The organism is Microvirga sp. BF8 (genome assembly GCF_059888585.1).
On the sequence record NZ_CM187619.1, the window covers coordinates 3,723,170 to 3,740,561 of the forward strand.

At 62.4% G+C, this 17,392-nt stretch carries 17 protein-coding genes; 7 read left to right on the forward strand and 10 right to left on the reverse strand.

The window, feature by feature from the left end:
• The first annotated feature begins 114 nt into the window (after window positions 1-114).
• From AC522E_RS17640 to AC522E_RS17650, 3 genes are read left to right on the forward strand one after another with little or no spacing between them, the layout of a single operon-like run.
• Window positions 115-1,803 carry a heavy metal translocating P-type ATPase gene (locus tag AC522E_RS17640; protein ID WP_500747536.1) on the forward strand — a complete coding sequence of 563 codons (1,689 nt, stop codon included), beginning with the start codon at window positions 115-117 and terminating at the stop codon, window positions 1,801-1,803.
• Window positions 1,787-2,038, forward strand: coding sequence for a hypothetical protein (locus AC522E_RS17645; RefSeq protein WP_500747537.1), 252 nt, complete (start codon window positions 1,787-1,789; stop codon window positions 2,036-2,038). The genes AC522E_RS17640 and AC522E_RS17645 overlap by 17 nt, the downstream gene beginning before the upstream one ends.
• A gap of 25 nt (window positions 2,039-2,063) precedes the next feature.
• Window positions 2,064-2,759 (forward strand): VIT1/CCC1 transporter family protein, encoded by a 696-nt coding sequence (locus tag AC522E_RS17650; RefSeq protein ID WP_500747538.1) that lies wholly within the window; start codon window positions 2,064-2,066, stop codon window positions 2,757-2,759.
• A gap of 125 nt (window positions 2,760-2,884) precedes the next feature.
• Here the strand turns inward: AC522E_RS17650 and AC522E_RS17655 are convergent, their stop codons facing one another.
• From AC522E_RS17655 to AC522E_RS17700, 10 genes are all read right to left on the reverse strand, one after another.
• Window positions 2,885-3,616, reverse strand: coding sequence for an aspartate/glutamate racemase family protein (locus tag AC522E_RS17655; RefSeq protein ID WP_500747539.1), 732 nt, complete (start codon window positions 3,614-3,616; stop codon window positions 2,885-2,887).
• 20 nt (window positions 3,617-3,636) lie between these two features.
• Complete coding sequence (locus AC522E_RS17660; RefSeq protein WP_500747540.1) at window positions 3,637-4,752, reverse strand: saccharopine dehydrogenase family protein; 1,116 nt, start codon at window positions 4,750-4,752, stop codon at window positions 3,637-3,639.
• Between the two features lie 13 nt (window positions 4,753-4,765).
• Window positions 4,766-5,545, reverse strand: coding sequence for an amino acid ABC transporter ATP-binding protein (locus AC522E_RS17665; RefSeq protein WP_500747541.1), 780 nt, complete (start codon window positions 5,543-5,545; stop codon window positions 4,766-4,768).
• 13 nt (window positions 5,546-5,558) lie between these two features.
• On the reverse strand, window positions 5,559-6,221 hold the full coding sequence (locus AC522E_RS17670) for an amino acid ABC transporter permease (protein WP_500747542.1): 663 nt from the start codon (window positions 6,219-6,221) through the stop codon (window positions 5,559-5,561).
• Window positions 6,222-6,266: 45 nt separating this feature from the next.
• Window positions 6,267-7,097, reverse strand: a complete 831-nt coding sequence (locus AC522E_RS17675; RefSeq protein WP_500747543.1) for a transporter substrate-binding domain-containing protein — start codon at window positions 7,095-7,097, stop codon at window positions 6,267-6,269.
• Window positions 7,098-7,223: 126 nt separating this feature from the next.
• Complete coding sequence (gene dapA / locus AC522E_RS17680) at window positions 7,224-8,129, reverse strand: 4-hydroxy-tetrahydrodipicolinate synthase (protein WP_500747544.1); 906 nt, start codon at window positions 8,127-8,129, stop codon at window positions 7,224-7,226.
• 29 nt (window positions 8,130-8,158) lie between these two features.
• Window positions 8,159-9,565, reverse strand: coding sequence for an aldehyde dehydrogenase family protein (locus tag AC522E_RS17685; protein ID WP_500747545.1), 1,407 nt, complete (start codon window positions 9,563-9,565; stop codon window positions 8,159-8,161).
• Window positions 9,566-9,570: 5 nt separating this feature from the next.
• Complete coding sequence (locus AC522E_RS17690) at window positions 9,571-10,875, reverse strand: FAD-dependent oxidoreductase (protein WP_500747546.1); 1,305 nt, start codon at window positions 10,873-10,875, stop codon at window positions 9,571-9,573.
• Window positions 10,868-11,137, reverse strand: a complete 270-nt coding sequence (locus AC522E_RS17695; RefSeq protein ID WP_500747547.1) for a 2Fe-2S iron-sulfur cluster-binding protein — start codon at window positions 11,135-11,137, stop codon at window positions 10,868-10,870. The genes AC522E_RS17690 and AC522E_RS17695 overlap by 8 nt, the downstream gene beginning before the upstream one ends.
• Window positions 11,134-12,300, reverse strand: a complete 1,167-nt coding sequence (locus AC522E_RS17700; RefSeq protein ID WP_500747548.1) for an NAD(P)/FAD-dependent oxidoreductase — start codon at window positions 12,298-12,300, stop codon at window positions 11,134-11,136. The genes AC522E_RS17695 and AC522E_RS17700 overlap by 4 nt, the downstream gene beginning before the upstream one ends.
• 163 nt (window positions 12,301-12,463) lie before the next feature.
• Between AC522E_RS17700 and AC522E_RS17705 the strand changes: the two genes are divergently transcribed.
• The 4 genes from AC522E_RS17705 to AC522E_RS17720 all read left to right on the forward strand — a co-directional run bounded on the left by AC522E_RS17705 (window position 12,464) and on the right by AC522E_RS17720 (window position 17,201).
• Window positions 12,464-13,393, forward strand: a complete 930-nt coding sequence (locus tag AC522E_RS17705; protein WP_500747549.1) for a LysR family transcriptional regulator — start codon at window positions 12,464-12,466, stop codon at window positions 13,391-13,393.
• Between the two features lie 876 nt (window positions 13,394-14,269).
• Window positions 14,270-15,376, forward strand: a complete 1,107-nt coding sequence (locus AC522E_RS17710) for an ABC transporter substrate-binding protein (protein WP_500747550.1) — start codon at window positions 14,270-14,272, stop codon at window positions 15,374-15,376.
• Window positions 15,373-16,434 (forward strand): FecCD family ABC transporter permease, encoded by a 1,062-nt coding sequence (locus AC522E_RS17715; protein ID WP_500747551.1) that lies wholly within the window; start codon window positions 15,373-15,375, stop codon window positions 16,432-16,434. Before AC522E_RS17710 ends, AC522E_RS17715 begins: the two co-directional genes overlap by 4 nt.
• Entirely contained in the window at window positions 16,431-17,201 is a 771-nt protein-coding gene (locus AC522E_RS17720; RefSeq protein WP_500747552.1) for an ABC transporter ATP-binding protein, read from the forward strand. Before AC522E_RS17715 ends, AC522E_RS17720 begins: the two co-directional genes overlap by 4 nt.
• Window positions 17,202-17,392 lie beyond the last annotated feature (191 nt).

Sequence of the window (17,392 nt, forward strand, 5' to 3'; positions counted from 1 at the left end):
CGGCACCGGTTTGCATCGGCGCCGCTTCCTCCCCGTTCCCAGTTTAGATTGATTCCAATCAATGCTTTGGGGATGTCTCCAAAGTTACCTGTCCCACAATCCGAGGAGCCTTCGATGCCATCGCTTTCCGCCACGAACGAGGATTGTCGTGCATCGTCCACGGAGGCTGCGCTTCCTCCCGAAGCGAGGATCCACAACCATGTCCCTTTCGAGCCGTGGGCGCTGGTGCGTATTGCTGTAGCGGCCCTGGGAGCGGCTGCACTCTGGTTTCGCGTCTACGAGCCCTTTGCCCCGGTGAGTGCCATCGGGATCGCCGCCCTGGGCTTCGCTGGTTGGCCGATCTTCCGCGAGGCCGCCGAGAACCTGCTCGCCCGACGCATGACCATGGAGCTCTCCATGACCATCGCCATCGTCGCCGCGGCAGCGATATCCGAGTTCTTCACCGCGCTCGTGGTCACGCTCTTCGTCCTGGTCGCCGAAGAGCTTGAGCATCTGACCGTCGCACGGGGCCGCCTGGCAATCCGCGACCTCGTCGAGTTCGTGCCTCGGGAGGCGCGGGTTCGCCGCGACGGCCGCATCCTGACAGTGCCGGTCGATTCCGTCGCGGCGGGCGACCTGGTGCTCGTCAGCCCTGGGGAAAAGGTGCCGGTCGACGGCAAGGTCGCGAACGGCCACTCCTACGTCGACCAGTCGCGCATCACGGGCGAGTCCATGCCAGCCGAGAAATCGGATGGTGCGGCCGTCTATGCTGGCTCCATCAACCAGATGGGCGCCTTGGAAGTCAGGGTCGAGCGTGTCGGCCGCGACACCAGCTACGGACGAATCATCGAGGCGGTCGAGGCCGCCGAGCAGACCCGCGCGCCGGTGCAGAAGCTCGCCGACCGTCTCGCCGGATACCTCGTCTACCTTGCCATCGCCGCAGCGCTCGTCACCTATCTTCTCACTCGCGACATGCGGGATACGATCTCGGTCATCATTGTCGCCGGCGCCTGTGGCATCGCCGCCGGGACGCCGTTGGCGATTCTCGGCGGCATCGGCCGCGCCGCGCGGCTCGGCGCCATCATCAAGGGTGGCATCCACCTCGAAACGCTCGGGCGTGTGGACACAGTGGTGCTGGACAAGACCGGCACCCTGACCGTCGGCGAGCCCGCCGTCCAGGCGGTCATTCCCGCCCAGGATACCGACCCACTGGTCCTTCTGCGGCTCGCCGCGGCGGCCGAACTCCATTCGGAACATCCCCTTGCCCGCGCCGTCGTGGCTGAGGCGGTCCGGCACAATATCGCGGTTCCGGAGCCCGCCAATTTTCACTACACCATTGGCCGGGGCATCACGGCCACCGTCGACACGCTCAGCATCCGCGTAGGCAACAGGAAGCTCCTGACGGAGGCGGGCATCGACACACCGAGCCGGGCGGACGGCAGGATCGGCTCCGACATCGTCGTGGCAGCCGACGGACGCTATCTCGGCGAAATCGTCGTCGCGGACACGATCCGTCCCGAGGCCCATGCCGCCATCGAGGCCCTGCATGGTCTCGGCGTACGGACCCTCCTCCTCACCGGCGACACGGCGGCGGTCGCCCGAAGCGTGGCGCGCGAGCTCGGCATCGACGATGTCGTGGCGGAGATGCTGCCCGAGGATAAGCTTGCGAAGGTCCGCAAGCTCGTGGCCGGAGGGCATGCCGTCGCCATGGTGGGACGGCGTCAACGACGCACCTGCCCTTACCGCCGCAAATCTTGGTATCGCCATGGGCTCGGGGACCGACATCGCCAAGGAGAGCGCGGACATTGTGCTGATCGGCAATGACCTGTTCAAGCTTGTGGAAACCCTGCGGATCGCCCGCCGGACGCGCTCCATCATCTGGCAGAATTTCGTCGGTACTGTTGGGATTGACGTCCTTGGCATCGCGCTTGCCGCCTTCGGCTTCCTCAATCCGCTCCTCGCAGCGCTCATCCATGTCGGCTCGGAGCTTGCATTCATCCTCAACTCGGCGCGGCTCTTGCCGGTTGGAAGGAAATCAGCCACGCCGGATCACCCATGACTTTGCGTATTTCAAGGAGGACCCCATGCATCCGCTTCACCGCGAGACCCATCTGATCCAACGGATCGGCTGGCTGAGGGCGGCCGTCCTGGGCGCGAACGACGGCATCATCTCGACCGCGAGCCTGATCGTCGGGGTTGCTGCCGCCTCGACCTCTGCCAGCGAGGTATTCGTCGCCGGGGTCGCCGGGCTCGTGGCCGGAGCCATGTCGATGGCGGCGGGCGAGTATGTATCGGTGAGTTCCCAGGCTGATACGGAGAATGCCGACCTTGCCCGCGAGCGGCGGGAACTCGCGGAGCAGCCCGAGGCTGAGCTGGACGAACTGACGCGGATTTATGTCGAGCGTGGCGTCGAGCCCGCCCTCGCGCGGCAGATCGCCGGGCAGATGATGGCCAAAGATGCATTCGCCGCCCATGCGCGAGATGAGCTCGGGCTCTCGGAACACGTGGTCGCCCGCCCGATCCAGGCGGCGTTGACATCGGCTGCGACCTTCGCCGTGGGCGCGGCTCTGCCCCTTATGATGGCCGTTGCCGTTCCGGCAAACCAGATTGCATTCGCTGTCTCCGGCGGCTCGCTTGTGGGGCTGGCTGTTCTGGGCGCTCTCGGCGCTCGGGCGGGCGGCGCGTCCATTCTCAAGCCGACGGTTCGCGTCACGTTCTGGGGCGCATTCGCGATGGCTGCTACAGCCGTCATCGGCTCCCTGGTCGGACACGCGGTGTAGGAGCGAAGCCGCACTCGGCATGGAGAGAGACCTGACGGGTCACGTGGCCCGCTTCCAAGCCGTCGCATGGCCCGCAGCGGCAATATACGCGCGCAGATCCCCGCCTGGCACGGATCCGAGCATCGTTACAGCCTGGGGTAAGTCGGCGGCGCAAGACTTCTTGCAAACCAATCAATGAAACCGATGATATCGTAAACTGGCAGCCTCGTCGCCTTGGCGATGGCCGCGGAATGGGGCGGCAGGTTCGTGCATTCGCACAGGATGGCCCCGACAGTTGGATTGCGTGCCACAAGCCGCTGGGCCGCCGCGACCACTTCCTGCTCCAATATGTAGTCGTCGGATACACATCGATCTCCGCCATAGACTCTCCGGAACAGGCTGTCGGGCGGCAAGCCCTCGATCGGTGTGTCAGGTCTCACGCCGACTGCCGACAGGTGGCGGGCGGTCAATGCCTCCGCCGCATAGGTCAGGATGCCGACCTGCTTTCCGGCCGGAAGCATGGCTTCGATGATCGGAGCCTGGAGGAGGCTGCTCGTAGCCACAGGGACAGGCAGGGCAGATGCAAGCTCCCTCTGAAGCAAGGCGAGAAAGCCGCAGCTTGTCGTGATGCCGCGCACACCCGTTGCAACCATGTCCAGGGCGGCGTCGATGAAGGGCTGGAGAAGTCCCTCCGCCTGACCATGCACGACGCGTGCCGGATCAGCCCCCCGGACGACCCGGAATTGGACCGGAAACGACCAGGTCTTTCCATTCCCGATGTCACCTGGAAGCCGGGAGAAGCGCGTATCGAGCATAAGGACTCCGATACGAAGGTCGGCCACCACGCCCGCAAGAGGAAAGTGCTGGTTGTCAGTCATGATAGGTGTCTCTCGGTCGGTCATGAAGCTGTCGCATCGTCGGCGAAGAACCAACTCAGGAAGCGATTGTCGCGAAGGTTCGCGAGCGGGATATCTTCCTGGGCGACAAGGCCTTCCCTTGGCAGCTCCTCCTTGCGCAGCAGATCGAGAATGGCCGCCACATGGGATGCGGCCGTGCGTCGGATCGCGCTGATGGAGCAGCCCTCCCTGCTGTCCGGGAAGATCCGTCGCAACCAATTCAGCTCTGTGCCTCGACCATCGTGCACACCCCTGGCCGATACGAAGATCAGGAGTTGATCGTCGTCGATTTCGGGCAGAGCATTCAGAAGCAGATTTCTCAGGAGGTCGGGCCTGCGGCGGAGGCGAAGGTCATCGAGCAGGAAACTGATATGCTCCAAGTGTCCCGGATAGCGGATCGTCTTCGACACAACGGTCTCGATGCGGCCTTCCAGGCGCCTGCAGAGGCTTGCCGGCACGCTACCCGACACGAAGGCCTCATATGTGCATCCATCGATGCGCAGAATTTCCCGGTCGGACAAGGGTGGCAGCTTTACCGGCCGTCCGTCGAGCAGAGCCGTCGAAGGGCTTGTGTATTCCGCTATGAGCGCATTGACGTCCCAGGTGAGCCCATAGCCGAGCCGGTTGGTGGAATGTCGGGGAAGGATACCGACGCGGATCTGGATATCGTTGGGAGACGTGACCTTTGACATCAGGTCGAGCGTAACGGTCGAGACGAGGCCAGGTGAAATGCCGCATTGGGGCACGAAGCTGCGCGGTGCATCCCTCGCCAGCGCAGCAATCTCCGCAACGCTCGCTGAATCCTCGTTGAGATCAAGATAGTGGATGGCAGCACGTTTGGCGGCTGCAGCAATCGGTGGACATGCAGCCGCCGGCAATGCAGCCACGACCGCATCGTTCTCCCTCAAGAGTCGGTCCAGCTTTGCCTTGTCCGAAGGGTCCAGATCGACAAGCGGCAGTTTCAGAGTACGGGCCCGCTCGCGGGCAGGCTCTGTCGGATCGACAAGCGTCACTCTGAAGTCCGGCAGCCGGCACAACATCAGCGCAAGGGCGGAACCGATTCGGCCTCCGCCGATGATCACAACGCGAAACGGACTCACATCGCTACCTGAGGTCATAGTCGTTAGAACCTCAGGCGTTGAAACGCGCCAGAAACGCCTTCAGGCGTTCATGGGTCGGCTCGCGACAGATCTCCGTCGGGGTCCCCTCCGCAACGACCACGCCTCCTTCCATGAAGATCACGCGGTCGGACACTTCCGCCGCAAAGGAGATCTCATGTGTGACGATGGCCATGGTCATGCCCTGATCGGCCAGGCCGCGTACTACGCCGAGTACCTCGCCCACCAATTCGGGATCGAGCGCGCTCGTGACTTCGTCCAGCAGCAATGCATCAGGCTGCATTGCCAGCGCCCGAGCGATTGCGACGCGCTGCTTCTGGCCGCCCGACAACTGATTGGGCCAGGCATCACGTTTATCCGCAAGGCCGACCTTGCCGAGATAATCCATCGCGACACCTTCCGCTTCCTCTCCCGACTTACCAAGAACCACGGTCGGGCCCTCGGTCACGTTCTGAAGCACGGTCTTGTGAGGAAAGAGATTGAAGTGCTGGAATACCATGCCGACATGGCGCCTCAGGGTGCCCTGGCCGATTTCACTTCCGTTGTCTGCGAACCGACTTCCGACACGATGGCCCTTGAAACGGACCTCGCCGCTATTGGGCCGTTCCAACATGTTCAAGCAGCGGATGAAGGTCGACTTGCCGGAGCCGGACGGACCTATGATCGAAACCACCTCGCCCGGTTTGAGAGCGAGATCGATTCCTTTCAGGACCTGCAAGGCCCCGTAGCTCTTGGTGATGCCGCGTGCCTCGAGGATCGTTTCCCCAGACGCGACCAACGAAGAAGAGGACATAGGCGAACCCCGTTTAGTCGCTCACGCGCATTCTGCGCTCGATGTAGTCGGCAAGACGCGTCAGTGGGAACAAGATGATGAAGTACAATACTGCGACGACCGTGAATGATTCCAACGGGCGGTAGGTTTGGCCGTTCACGATGGACGCCATATACGCAAGGTCGGCAACCGAAATGACCGAGATGAGCGAGGTATTCTTGAATTGGGTGACGGATTGGTTGATGAAAGCAGGCATCATCCGTCGCATCGCCTGCGGCAGGATGATGCGGCGCATGATTTGCGCATTCGACATGCCGATGGCCGCACCTGCCTCGCTTTGCCCGCGATCAATGGACAGGATGCCGCCGCGGAAGATCTCTGCGTAGAAAGCGGCAGCATAGAGTGACAGAGTCGCCAGGGCAGCGACATAGTTCTGGATATCGATCCCCAGCAGCAGCGGCAGTGCGTAATAAAACCAGAGAAGCTGCACCAGAAGAGGTGTGCAGCGGAACAGTTCCTGGAACCCTTGCGCGGCCCAGTCGAGAACACGATGACCCGACAGCCGGGCAAAGCAGACGGCAAGTCCGAGGATGAGGCCCAGGACGATCGATCCGACGGTATAGGCGACCGTGATCCACAACCCCCACAGAAAGAGGTCGCTCGCCTGGAAGACGGGAAAGAAGCTCCAGGAATACATTCAACTGTCCTTTAAGAAGGACGGCCCTTATAGGGCCGCCCTTGGTCAGCCACCAAACCCGAAGCCTTCGGGCATATCGTCAAGCGTGATGCCGAACGGCTCAAGGCTCTTGACGATCCAGGTCTGATTATTGCCGATGCGCCGGTTGTACTCGGCCCAGGCCGAAATGAAGGCTTTCCACTTGTCATCGGTGGCGTAGCTCAGGGCGACAACGGAGGGCGTGGAGAGAACGGGTTGTGGGACGAGGACTTTGCCGATCGCGGCGGCCTTCTTCGACATGACGAGGCCGTTGAGCATCGTATTGACCAGCCCGTCTGCCTTGCCGCTGACGACAGCGACAATGGCCTCGTCCCGGGACTTGAAACGTAGCATCTTGGCCTTGGGCAAGTATTGCTGGGCGATCAGATCCTGCGACGAGCCGAGATCGACGGCAAAGGTGTATTTCGGATCGTTGAGCTCTGCCCAGCTGAGTTTCGACAGTTCGGGCTTCGGTGAGACGATGACGAAGCTGTTGAAGTAGGTCGGTTGGGAGAAGGCGACCGACAGAGCCCGCTGCGGCGTGGCCGTAATGCCGAAGGCCAGGTCGGCCTTTCCACTCTGGACGTCGAGAATCGAGTTCGGCCATGTGGATTCGACCACTTCGAGTTTGACGCCTATCGTCTTCGCAATGTCACGCGCCATCTCGATCGCGAAGCCGCGCCATTCCCCTGTCCTGGGATCCTTGTTGAAGTACGGGTCCTCGTTGAGGATTCCCGGGATACGCAGAACGCCTCTGGCCCGCACCGCATCGACCATTTCCTCGGCCTTCGCGGGTGCACTCGTCAGCGCGAGCGCAACGGCAAGCACGCTACCGATCTTTCCAAGCACAGTTTTCATTGTTTACTCCGCAGTTCCCCTGGCTAGTTTGTGATTAGCCTTGCGTCCAGCTATCTGGACAGTTTGAGCGTAGGCGAGTGACCTATTTGAACAATGCTAGAGAACTCTCGTCTCCTATGAGCTTTTTTATAGGTTGGCTCTTTCGAAACGCATCAGGCTCTGCTCGAGCGCGCGAAGACTTTCCGGCTGGAGCGAGGCGAGAGGCGCGCGCACATCGGCGTGCATCGATCCACGGCGCGCCAATGCCGCCTTCACGGGAACCGGGTTACTCTCGATGAACAGGTGCCCTACCACGTCGTAAAGTTTCTGGTGAAGCCGCCGGGCGGCCTGGACGTCGCCGGCAGCCCAAGCTTTATAAAGGGCGACGACATCTCCGGGCAGTAGGTTGGAGGCCACGCTCGTCACACCATCGGCACCTGATGCCATGAATGGCAAGGTCAGCGCATCATCGCCGGAATGAATCACGAAATCATCGCCGCAGGCGATTCTAAGCTCTGTAACCCGTTCGACCCGACCTCCAGCTTCCTTTATGCCGACGATATTCCCATGGTTTTTCGCGAGCCGGGAGCAGGTTCCGGCTCCGAGCTCAACCCCTGTGCGTCCAGGCACACTATAGAGCATGATCGGCAAATCTACGGCTTTGGCGATGGCCGAAAAATGATCGAACAGGCCCGCCTGCGAGGGCTTGTTGTAATACGGCGTGACGATCAGAAGGCCATCGACCCCTAAAGCAGCGGCACGCTGGGCCTTGGCGACAGCGACGCTGGTGGAGTTGGAGCCCGCGCCGGCCATCACGAAAGCGCGGCCACGTCCAGCGTTGACGGTCAGGCGAATGACCTCGTCCGTCTCATCATCCGTCAGGGTTGCGGCCTCTCCTGTCGTGCCAACCGGGACGAGGCCCGCGATGCCGGCCCCAAGCTGCTCGTCAATATGCTTTTCAAGCGCAGACAGATCGATCCGGCCATCCCGCATGGGCGTGACGAGAGCGGTGAACACGCCTGAAAGGCGCTGGCATAGAGCGGAGTTGCTCATATCGAAACCTCTTGGTTGGGGAGTCAAGCTCAATCGATCACAACTTTCAATTCACTCATTTCGCGCAGCGTGACGTGGATGCCTTCGCGTCCGAGCCCGCTGGATTTAATGCCGCCGAACGGCACGTTCTCGGCCCGGAAGTCAGGACCCTCGTTCACCATGACGCCGCCGACGCGCAACTCACGGGCGAAGCGCCGAACCAGCGCGTGATCATTGGTGAAGACGCCGGCTTGGAGCCCATAGGGACTGTCATCCACCTCGGCGATGACGGTTGCGGGAGACGTGAAGCGGCGCACGGCCAGCACTGGGCCGAACGTCTCAGAACGGATCAGGTCGGCACGATCCGAAACATTGTCCAGAAGGGTCGGCGCCACGAGAGTGCCTTTACGGGTGCCGCCCGCAACCACGCGCGCTCCATCCGCGACCGCGGCCTTGATGCGCCGCTCGACCTCGGCCGCAGCCGGCTCGTCGATCACGGGCCCCATTACGGTTGTTGGATCAGCCGGATCGGCAGTGCGGACGTTTGCGATCCGTAAAACGAGACGTTCCAGCATCGCCTCACGAATCTCGTCATGGAGATAGAGCTTCTTGACTGCAGCGCAACTTTGTCCAGCGATCTCGAACCGATGCCCGACTGCGGTGTCGGCAGCGCGGTCCAGATCGGCATCCGGCATCACGATGAGCGGATCATTGCCCCCAAGCTCCATGAGGCACCGCACGAGACCAGACGCATTCTTCAGGGCCAGTCCTGCCGCAGGACCACCGGTGAAGCTGAGGATATCGATGTCTCCGCTGGCGAGGCTTGCGGCGGCTTCCGCCCCACCATGGACAATCGTGAACAATCCTTCCGGGAATCCCGCATCCCGGGCGATCTCCGCAAGTCGCGCTGCGGCAAGTGGCGCTTTTGGCGAGGGCTTCGCAACCACGGCGTTGCCTGCTGCAATAGCCGGGCCGAGCTTGTGGCACAGGAGATTGAGCGGATAATTGAATGGCGTGATCGCCCCGACGACGCCGGCAGGCTGATATGTGACATAGGCGAGCCTGTCAGGCGCGCCGGGCACGATGGCGCAGGGGAGCACTTCGCCGTGCAGAACAGTAATCGCATCGGCTGACAGACGCAGCGTATTCTGTGCACGACGAACTTCATTGCGGGCTTCGGTAATTGTCTTGCCTACTTCCGCACAAATCACATCAGCCAATTCGGAGGCTTCCGCCGCAATGTGATCTGCAAGCTTTATGAGCAGGGCCTTGCGTTCAGCCGGAGTGGAATAGCGAAACTCACGCCACGCCGTTCTTGCGGCCCGTAAAGCTGCCGCGATCTGCACCTCGTCGGCGACCGCAACCTGCCCAACCTTGTCCCCGGAGTAGGGACTGAACACGTCAATCGAAGGTCGCACTCTGGCTGCCCTGTTGAACTCGGCAAAATGTGTTGTCATTTTTCCTATAGCTCCGAAGGATCGGATGAGACGTCGTGCAGCCGCGCAAGGGCAGCTACGGAAACAGGCCGCAAGGGCCACCGGAGAGGAGGAGGAGCGGACGGCGAGGTCAGGCCGCCGATGGTGAGATCGGAAACGCTCGCATTGCAGAACCGCCCCTGGCAGGCCCCCATGCCGAAGCGGCCGACGAGGCGAATTTCTCGCGATGAGGAGCCAGCAGAGAGTGCTTTCAGGTCACTGAGTCGGAGTGTTTCGCATCGGCACAGGATCGTTTCATCCGGCGGGACCGATCGCGATGCGCGGTAGAGTTGGGCGAGCGCGGACTGGAAGCGCCGGGCGCCATCGAGTGCTTCCTTCGCAATGGTAATCCTCCGGCCCAGATTGAGTTGCTCGGCCATTTCGGCAGCCGCGCGTCGTCCATCGACGATGGCCGCATCCGCGCCGAGAACTTCCCGAGCGTCGCCCGCGACTAGAACTGGCATGTTGCCGCTCGCACTTTCAGTGGGCACGCCGACATTATTCGGCAGCAATCCATCGTGAACGATCACATGCCGCACATGATAGACACGCTCGCCGTGCCGTTGCCGCACGCGGGCAGCAAGTCCTCCGTCCTTTTCCTGGACGGAAACGATTTCGGAGCTGGTAACATAAGGAATACGACTAGCCGCAAAGCGCATGCCGTAGGTCATTCCTTCCCATAGATGGGATGGAAATAAAGACGCCGCCATCAAGGCGCGTAACTCATGCCAAGGCTGGCCACGCTCGAGGACTGCGACCGGAGCATTTCCTGCCGATGCAAGTTGGGCAGCGAGGGCGAACGGCAGAGGCCCGCTTCCCGCGACGAGGATTGCGCCATCCGGCGGGCTGCCGGTTTCCTTGAGCAGGACTTGTGCACCGCCCGCTGTGACTACGCCAGGCAGTTCCCACCCGGGGAACGGATGCACGCGCTCGACAGCACCGAGGGCAATGATTGCTCCTCGTGGGCGAAGAGAAACGACGCGCCTCTTACGCCTCTCGTCAAGGAGGACGTTACCCGCGCCATCGATTCCTAAGAAAATCGTCGAGCCCTGGAACTCAATGCGGTCGCCAGCGGCCTCAAGGCGTTTCATGAGGCCGTTCCAATTGCGGACGTGACGAGCCAACCGAGGAAGGTTCGGGCCGCCAGAAGTCGCTGGTTGGCGATGAATGGCTCCGCCCAGCTTATCGCGCTGCTCGACGAGAAGGACCTGCTGGCCGATTTCAGCCAGCGCCAGAGCCGCGCTGACGCCGGCTGGGCCGCCGCCGACGACAAGGACAGGGGCATCACTCATGCTGGCCCCCGAACAATTTACCTTGTATCGGCCCTGCCCGCATGCCTTCCTCCGCCAATGTCAGACAGGCCTCGACCGGGACACCGCCCTCGATCGAAACGAGACACGCCTGGCATGCGCCGATTCCACAAAAGACCCTGCTGCGCACCGCTGCTCTGGCGGGTCCGAGGTCGATGATTGCGGACCGCCGCAAAGCCGCTGCGAGCGTTTCGCCCTGCTCGAACGGAATCGGCAGCTCCTGCCAGAAAATCACGCCGCTCATCCTGCAACCTCTGTCAAAGCAAAGCGTGAGGGCGTCAGCTTCGACAGATCGATCGGCGGCATTCTTCCCAGCGCGAACTGCGCCGCGGCAGCACCCATGAAGGGTCCGAGACAGATACCGTCGCCTTCGAAACCGGCAGCGATGACGACCCCATCGATATTCGGATGCGGGCCGATGATCGGGAGCCCGTCCCTGCATGCGGTCCGTATTCCCGCAAAGGTACGGATGACCCGCTGGCGTGTGAGCAACGGGTACACATCGAGGGCCTCGCGCAGAATGGCCGCGATGATGGGGGCTTCCGTTTCTCGATCGGCTCGATCCTCCTCGCGGCTTCCTCCGATAAGAAACTGTCCTGTGACAAGCGGATCGATGACAAGGCCGATATGCGGCTTGCAGAGCTGAACCCCACGCTTCGCCGCAAGATAAGTCGCAGCCATCAGGTGACCGGGGATGGCCGGGCCAGCGGCAACGGCGCGGTCCGTCACGATCATCTGGCCCTTGCGAGGGACGAGGACATCACCAAGCCCCAGAAGTCGCGCGGAGCCAATCCCGGCCGCGACGATCACGGCGTCGGCGGCAAGCATTTCCCGCTCCAGTACGACGCCGACAGCGCGACCATGCCGAACGGCCAGTGATCGCACCGGAGTCTGACGACGGACCTTGATCCCGCCTCGCTCGAGAAGCCGTGCCGTAATCTGGTAGCCGATGGCGTGGCCATCGTCCGGCACCTCCAGGCCCGCCTCGACGCTTGACCCAAGACCAGGAACAAGGCGCAGCAGGTCGGCCCGATCGCGCTCAATGACCCGCTCACCCGAGCGGGCAAGATCGGAACCATGTTGCAGAAGAAGTTCGGATTCAAGAGTATTGCGGGCCAGAAGGAATGTTGGACGGGGGTGGAACAGGCCATTGAGAGTCCCCTCATCCGCGAGCCTTCGGTAGAAGGCTCGCGCCTGCCGTGCCAGATCCATCATCGGCCCGGGACGCTTACTGGCGACCGAGACTGCACCATCGGAGGCGCCCGTCGCTCCGGCCGCAGGGGATTCCGCTTCGAGCAATGTTACGCGAGCGCCCGCCGCACTCAGAAAATATGCCGCGGCCGCACCGACGATACCGGCGCCGATAACGGCAATATGGACTGAGGAATTGCTGGGCATTGAGACCATGGCGGGGCGAAATCAGAGGCCCGGATCATCGTCGTGGCCCCATTGTTCGGTCGATACAAATGATGGGCCGCCACTTCCCTGTTTTCTTGAAACTGGCAAAGTGTCCCGGCTCGTGCAAAGGTTCGCCGCATCGAAATGACCCGAAAGCTGGGAACTTCAGAGGATGCGTGACGCCAACCTGACGCTCATCCAGACATTTTTTATTGTCGCGAGGGACGGATCCTACTCAGCCGCATCCCGCAAGCTGAACATGAGCTATCAGTCGGCTGCCAATCACGTTCGTCGGCTCGAGCAGATTCTTGGAGAGCGCTTGGTCGTCTCCGAGCAGGGCGCGAAAACCATTACACTGACCGCTCGCGGCAGAAGTCTCTACAAGCTCCTGCAGCCCGAGCTGGATACGATGCTGACCCGTCTCGGACGTATTCTCGACAAGGAGCGCCCGATCCTGCGGGTCGGTCTTCCACAGGCCATCTTCTATTATCTCCTGCCGCCGGTGCTTGCCGAGTTTCGCGAGAAGCATCCGACTGTAGAGATCATGGCCTATGAGCGCGATACCGTGCTGTCGGAAATGATCAAGGATGGCAGCTTGGACGTCTGCATCACCGAACGTTACTTCGGCGACCAAAGCGTTCCGCAGCACCTGATAGGAACATACCGTCTCTCGCTCATTTACCCGCGCGTCTGGGGTCCCCCACCCTCCCCGCAGAGCGTCCCGGATTGGGCCATCGGGAAGCCCTTTGTAACATATGAACCGGGGCAGCTCTTAAGGAATCTGGCGCTTGACTATTTGAGGCGCGACGAGCGCGAGATCGAGGTCGCCGTTTCGACGTCTGGCAGTTCAAGTGTAAAGCGATGCGTAGAAGCTGGCCTCGGCTTCGCAATTATTCCAAGCTGGTGTTGCACTTCGGAGGATAGCCATCTCAACTTGGTCGAGATCGATTTGCTTCCCGAAATTCCCGTTTACTTTGGTGAGGCTCGATTCCTGATTGATAACCCATACGTTGCAACGCTCAGGCATTTGTGCGGCGGGATCATCAGTTCACAACGGCAGGCGCCGAGATTTGTCCATTCAGCTGGCCCGGCTGCATCGTAATGAGGTTCGAAAATTAGGCGCCGAACACCATGTGGCGCAGGCCATCTTCCTGTCGTCCGCCTATGGCCCGCCTGAGTGAATGAGCGAGCGTGGAACACGACGTTCAAAGGCCGTCGTTTCGATGGTCAGGCAATGTCTCGTCTACGATATCGGCCTGTGGAGCCCCGAGGGGCCGACGTTTCACGGGCAGCGGCATGAGTCGCCCGAAACTCTCATGATTCTCAACACAAACCTTGCCTTGTGCGACGGAGATTGATTTTCTGCAAAGAGGATCAGGCAGCGCTGTGCCATAGGTTGCGTCATCGAATACGTGATTGGCAACTGTTAGGTGCAACCTATGCGCCGGGCATCACAGCAGACCATGGTCTCCCGCCGGGCAATCCCCGCACTCCTGGCCTGCTGTATCGTCATGCAAGCCCTTCTTGGGAGCCTTGTCCTGGCGATCCGGACAGCGGCGGTCGGAGAAGCGGAGCCTTCACTTCACGCCCATTGCCTGTCCCCGGCGGAAGGAGACGATGCATCCAGCAATGCGGATGACGACGGAGGCCAGTGCTGCATCCTAGCCTGCGCCGCGCCGGTCGCGACTCTCCCTCATACCTCCGTCTTGACCGCTGTCCTCTCCTGCGCCGGTAAACCAGTTTCCGCTTGGGGTGTCGCGCAACAGCTTCCAAGAGTCGCTCTGACCGGCAGCCACAGGCCACGTGCTCCCCCTATCCGGAATACCTGACCGTCAGGCTCCCGCCGCTGTGGCGGAAGGAGACGGTTGCTTGCATTACGGATGCGATCAGCGCCGCTGAAATCCGTTCAATTACCTGTTTCCCATGCGCCGTATCCTGCCTCGGCTGAGGTGCGGCGCCGCTTCGGATGGGGTTGCCCATGTCCTACCGCTTTGCGGCCGTCGCCGCCACACTCTTCCTGCTGCTTACTGCACGGGCCATGGCCGAGATCCGGGTCACGGATCTGGCAGGCCGCACTGTCACCCTCCAGAAGCCCGCCGCGCGCGTACTTCTGGGCTTCAACTACGAGGACTTTCTTGCCATCGTTGGGCCGGGCGCCCTTGACCGGGTCGTTGCGATCTCCCGCTTGCCCTGGCGCGATTGGCGGCCAGGCCAGTGGAAGGCCTATGCTGATGCTCTGCCCCGCCTCGAGACCCTGCCGGATGTAGGGGACGTCGAGACCGGGACCTTCTCAGTCGAAGCTGCCGTGGCCGCTCGTCCGGATCTTGCTATCCTGGCGGCCTGGCAATACCAGGCGCTCGGCCCGCTTGCAGCCAAGCTGGAGCAAGCTGGCGTCCCGATCGTCGTTATCGACTACAATGCTCAGACGGTCGAGAACCATGTCGCCTCGACGAAGCTGATCGGCGCTGTGATGGGCGCGGAGGAACGCGCGAAGCGGCTCGCCGATGCCTACGCGGCTGCCGTGAACGATGTGGTCGAGCGCCTCGCCAAGGCAGGTCCCGCCACGCGCAAGGTTTATGTCGAGCTCGGGCAGAAGGGCCCGGCAGAGTACGGAAACAGCTATGGCAAGGGCATGTGGGCGGGCGTCATCGCCACTGCCAGGGGGGTCAATATCGCGACGGGCCAGATCGGCAACTGGGGTCCGCTCAATCCGGAATACGTGCTGTCGGCCAAGCCGGATGTGGTCCTGATCGCCGGATCGGAATGGATGAAATCGCCCAATGCCGTCCTGATGGGCTTCGGCATCGACCCCATGCTGACCCGGACGCGCCTCAGCGCTTATGCCGGACGGCCGGGATGGGCTGACTTGCCGGCCGTAAGGAGCGGCCAAGTTCACGCGATCTATCACGGCGGCGCCCGGACCCTCTATGACACCGTCTTCCTGCGCTACATCGCCAAGGTCCTGCACCCAGAAGCCTTCGTTGACATAGACCCGCAGGCGGAACTGGAGCGGTACTACGCCGAGTATCTTCCCGTCAGGCCGGAGGGTGTGTTCGTCCTCGGTCTCGGATCGGTGAAGCCATGACCACGATCGCAACCTATGCCACTCTCCGCGTCGCTTATCGCCGCGGAGAAGTGCGCCGCCGGCTCTGCGTCCGCCTGGCGGCTATCACGCTCGGGCTTCTCGCCCTGGCTGACCTGTCCCTTGGCCCGTCGCAGCTCACCCTGCAGGAGGTCATCGATGGCCTGCTCGCCGGCCCGAACGGTGTCGACCGGATGGCTGCAACGATCATCTGGAGCTTCCGGCTGCCGATGACACTCATGGCGATTCTCGTTGGCGCTGCCCTCGGGATGGCAGGCCTCCAGATGCAGACCATCCTGGCCAATCCGTTGGCCAGTCCTTTCACCCTCGGCTTCTCCGCCGCCGCCGGCTTCGGTGCGGCACTTGCGATCCTGTTCGGAGGTGCCCTGCCCGTCGCCCTGTGGGTCCTGACACCGCTCTCAGCGTTCGCCGCGACCCTCCTCGCCTGTGCCCTCGTTTATCTCGTGGCGCGTCTGCGTGGGGCGAGCGCGGATATCCTCGTCCTGGCCGGCATCGCCGTCCTGTTTCTCTTTCAGTCGCTGCAATCGCTGCTTCAGTTCCTGGCCGCGCCGGAGGTGCTCCAGCAGATCGTGTTCTGGCTTTTCGGCAGCCTACTCAAGGCCACTTGGACATCGGTTGGCGTCATCCTGGTCATCCTCACAGCCTGCATCCCCTTCCTGCTTGTCGACACGTGGCGCCTCACGGCGCTGCGCCTGGGCGAGGCGCAGGCTGCCAGTCTCGGCGTCAACGTCCCCGCCCTGCGCCGGCGGACCTTCGTGCTCGTCGCTCTCATGACAGCCGGTGCCGTCGCCTTCGTGGGCACGATCGGGTTCATCGGTCTGATCGCGCCGCACGTGGCCCGCGCGGTAGCGGGCGAGGACCAGCGCGGGACGCTACCGCTGTCCGCCCTGGCTGGCGCACTCCTGCTCGTGTCCGCCTCGCTGGTCGCCAAGATCATTTCGCCCGGCGCAGCCCTGCCTGTCGGAATCGTGACGGCGGTGACGGGCGTCCCCCTTCTCTTCCTCTTGATCCTGCGCCGTGGCGCTGGGAGGCGTGCATGATCGACGAACTGTGCTTCAGCAATATCGTCCTGTCTCGCGGCGGTCACCCCATCATTATGGATTTCAACGCCACCATCGCGGCCGGGTCCGTCGCGGTTCTCGTCGGACCGAATGGCGCGGGAAAATCGACCCTGTTGAGCGCCATTGCGGGCCTGTTGCCGTGTGAGGGGCAGATCAGACGGCCGCCCCGGCGCGGCAGCGGCGCCGCCATCAGCTTTCTTCCGCAATCGGTCGGTGCTGAAACCAGCCTGACGGTGTTCGAGACCGTTCTCTTGGGCCGTCTTGATCGACTGCGCTGGTGTCCGACGGATGAGGATATCGCTGCGGCGGCTCGAGCGCTCAGGATTCTTGATCTCGTTCCCCTGGCTGAGCGCCGTCTCGACCACCTCTCAGGCGGACAGCAGCAGATGGTGTTCCTGGCCCAGCGCTTGGTGTGCGAACCGCGCCTGCTGCTGCTCGACGAACCGACCAGCGCCCTCGACCTGCGGCGCCAGCTCGTCGTGCTCGAGCGGGTGAAGGCGCATGCCCGGAATAATGATGCCATCGTGGTGGCAGCCCTGCACGACCTGACTCTTGCGGCCCGCATTGCCGATGTCGTTCTGCTCGTCGCGGACAGGCGCCTCCTGGCGTCTGGCACGCCGGAGGAGGTATTCACCGAGGACAATCTCCGGCGCGCCTATGGAATCGAGGCCGAGATCCTGCACAGCCGCGACGGGCGCCTCATCATCGCGCCGATGGAAGCGACGACGCTCTCCCTGCTGCACTAGGACCTGAGAAGAAAGAGACGTTGGTGCGCGCACCACGGCACGCCGCCTGTGACTGTGTCGGAAATCGGTTGTGATGTCCGGTCTCCGATACCGCTATGTTGGAGGAGACAAAATGACCCGGCGCTCGCGGACGTCAACTCCCGGGCCGATCTCGACAGGCGAAGCGACACCGGCCTGCCTTTGGCCGGTGT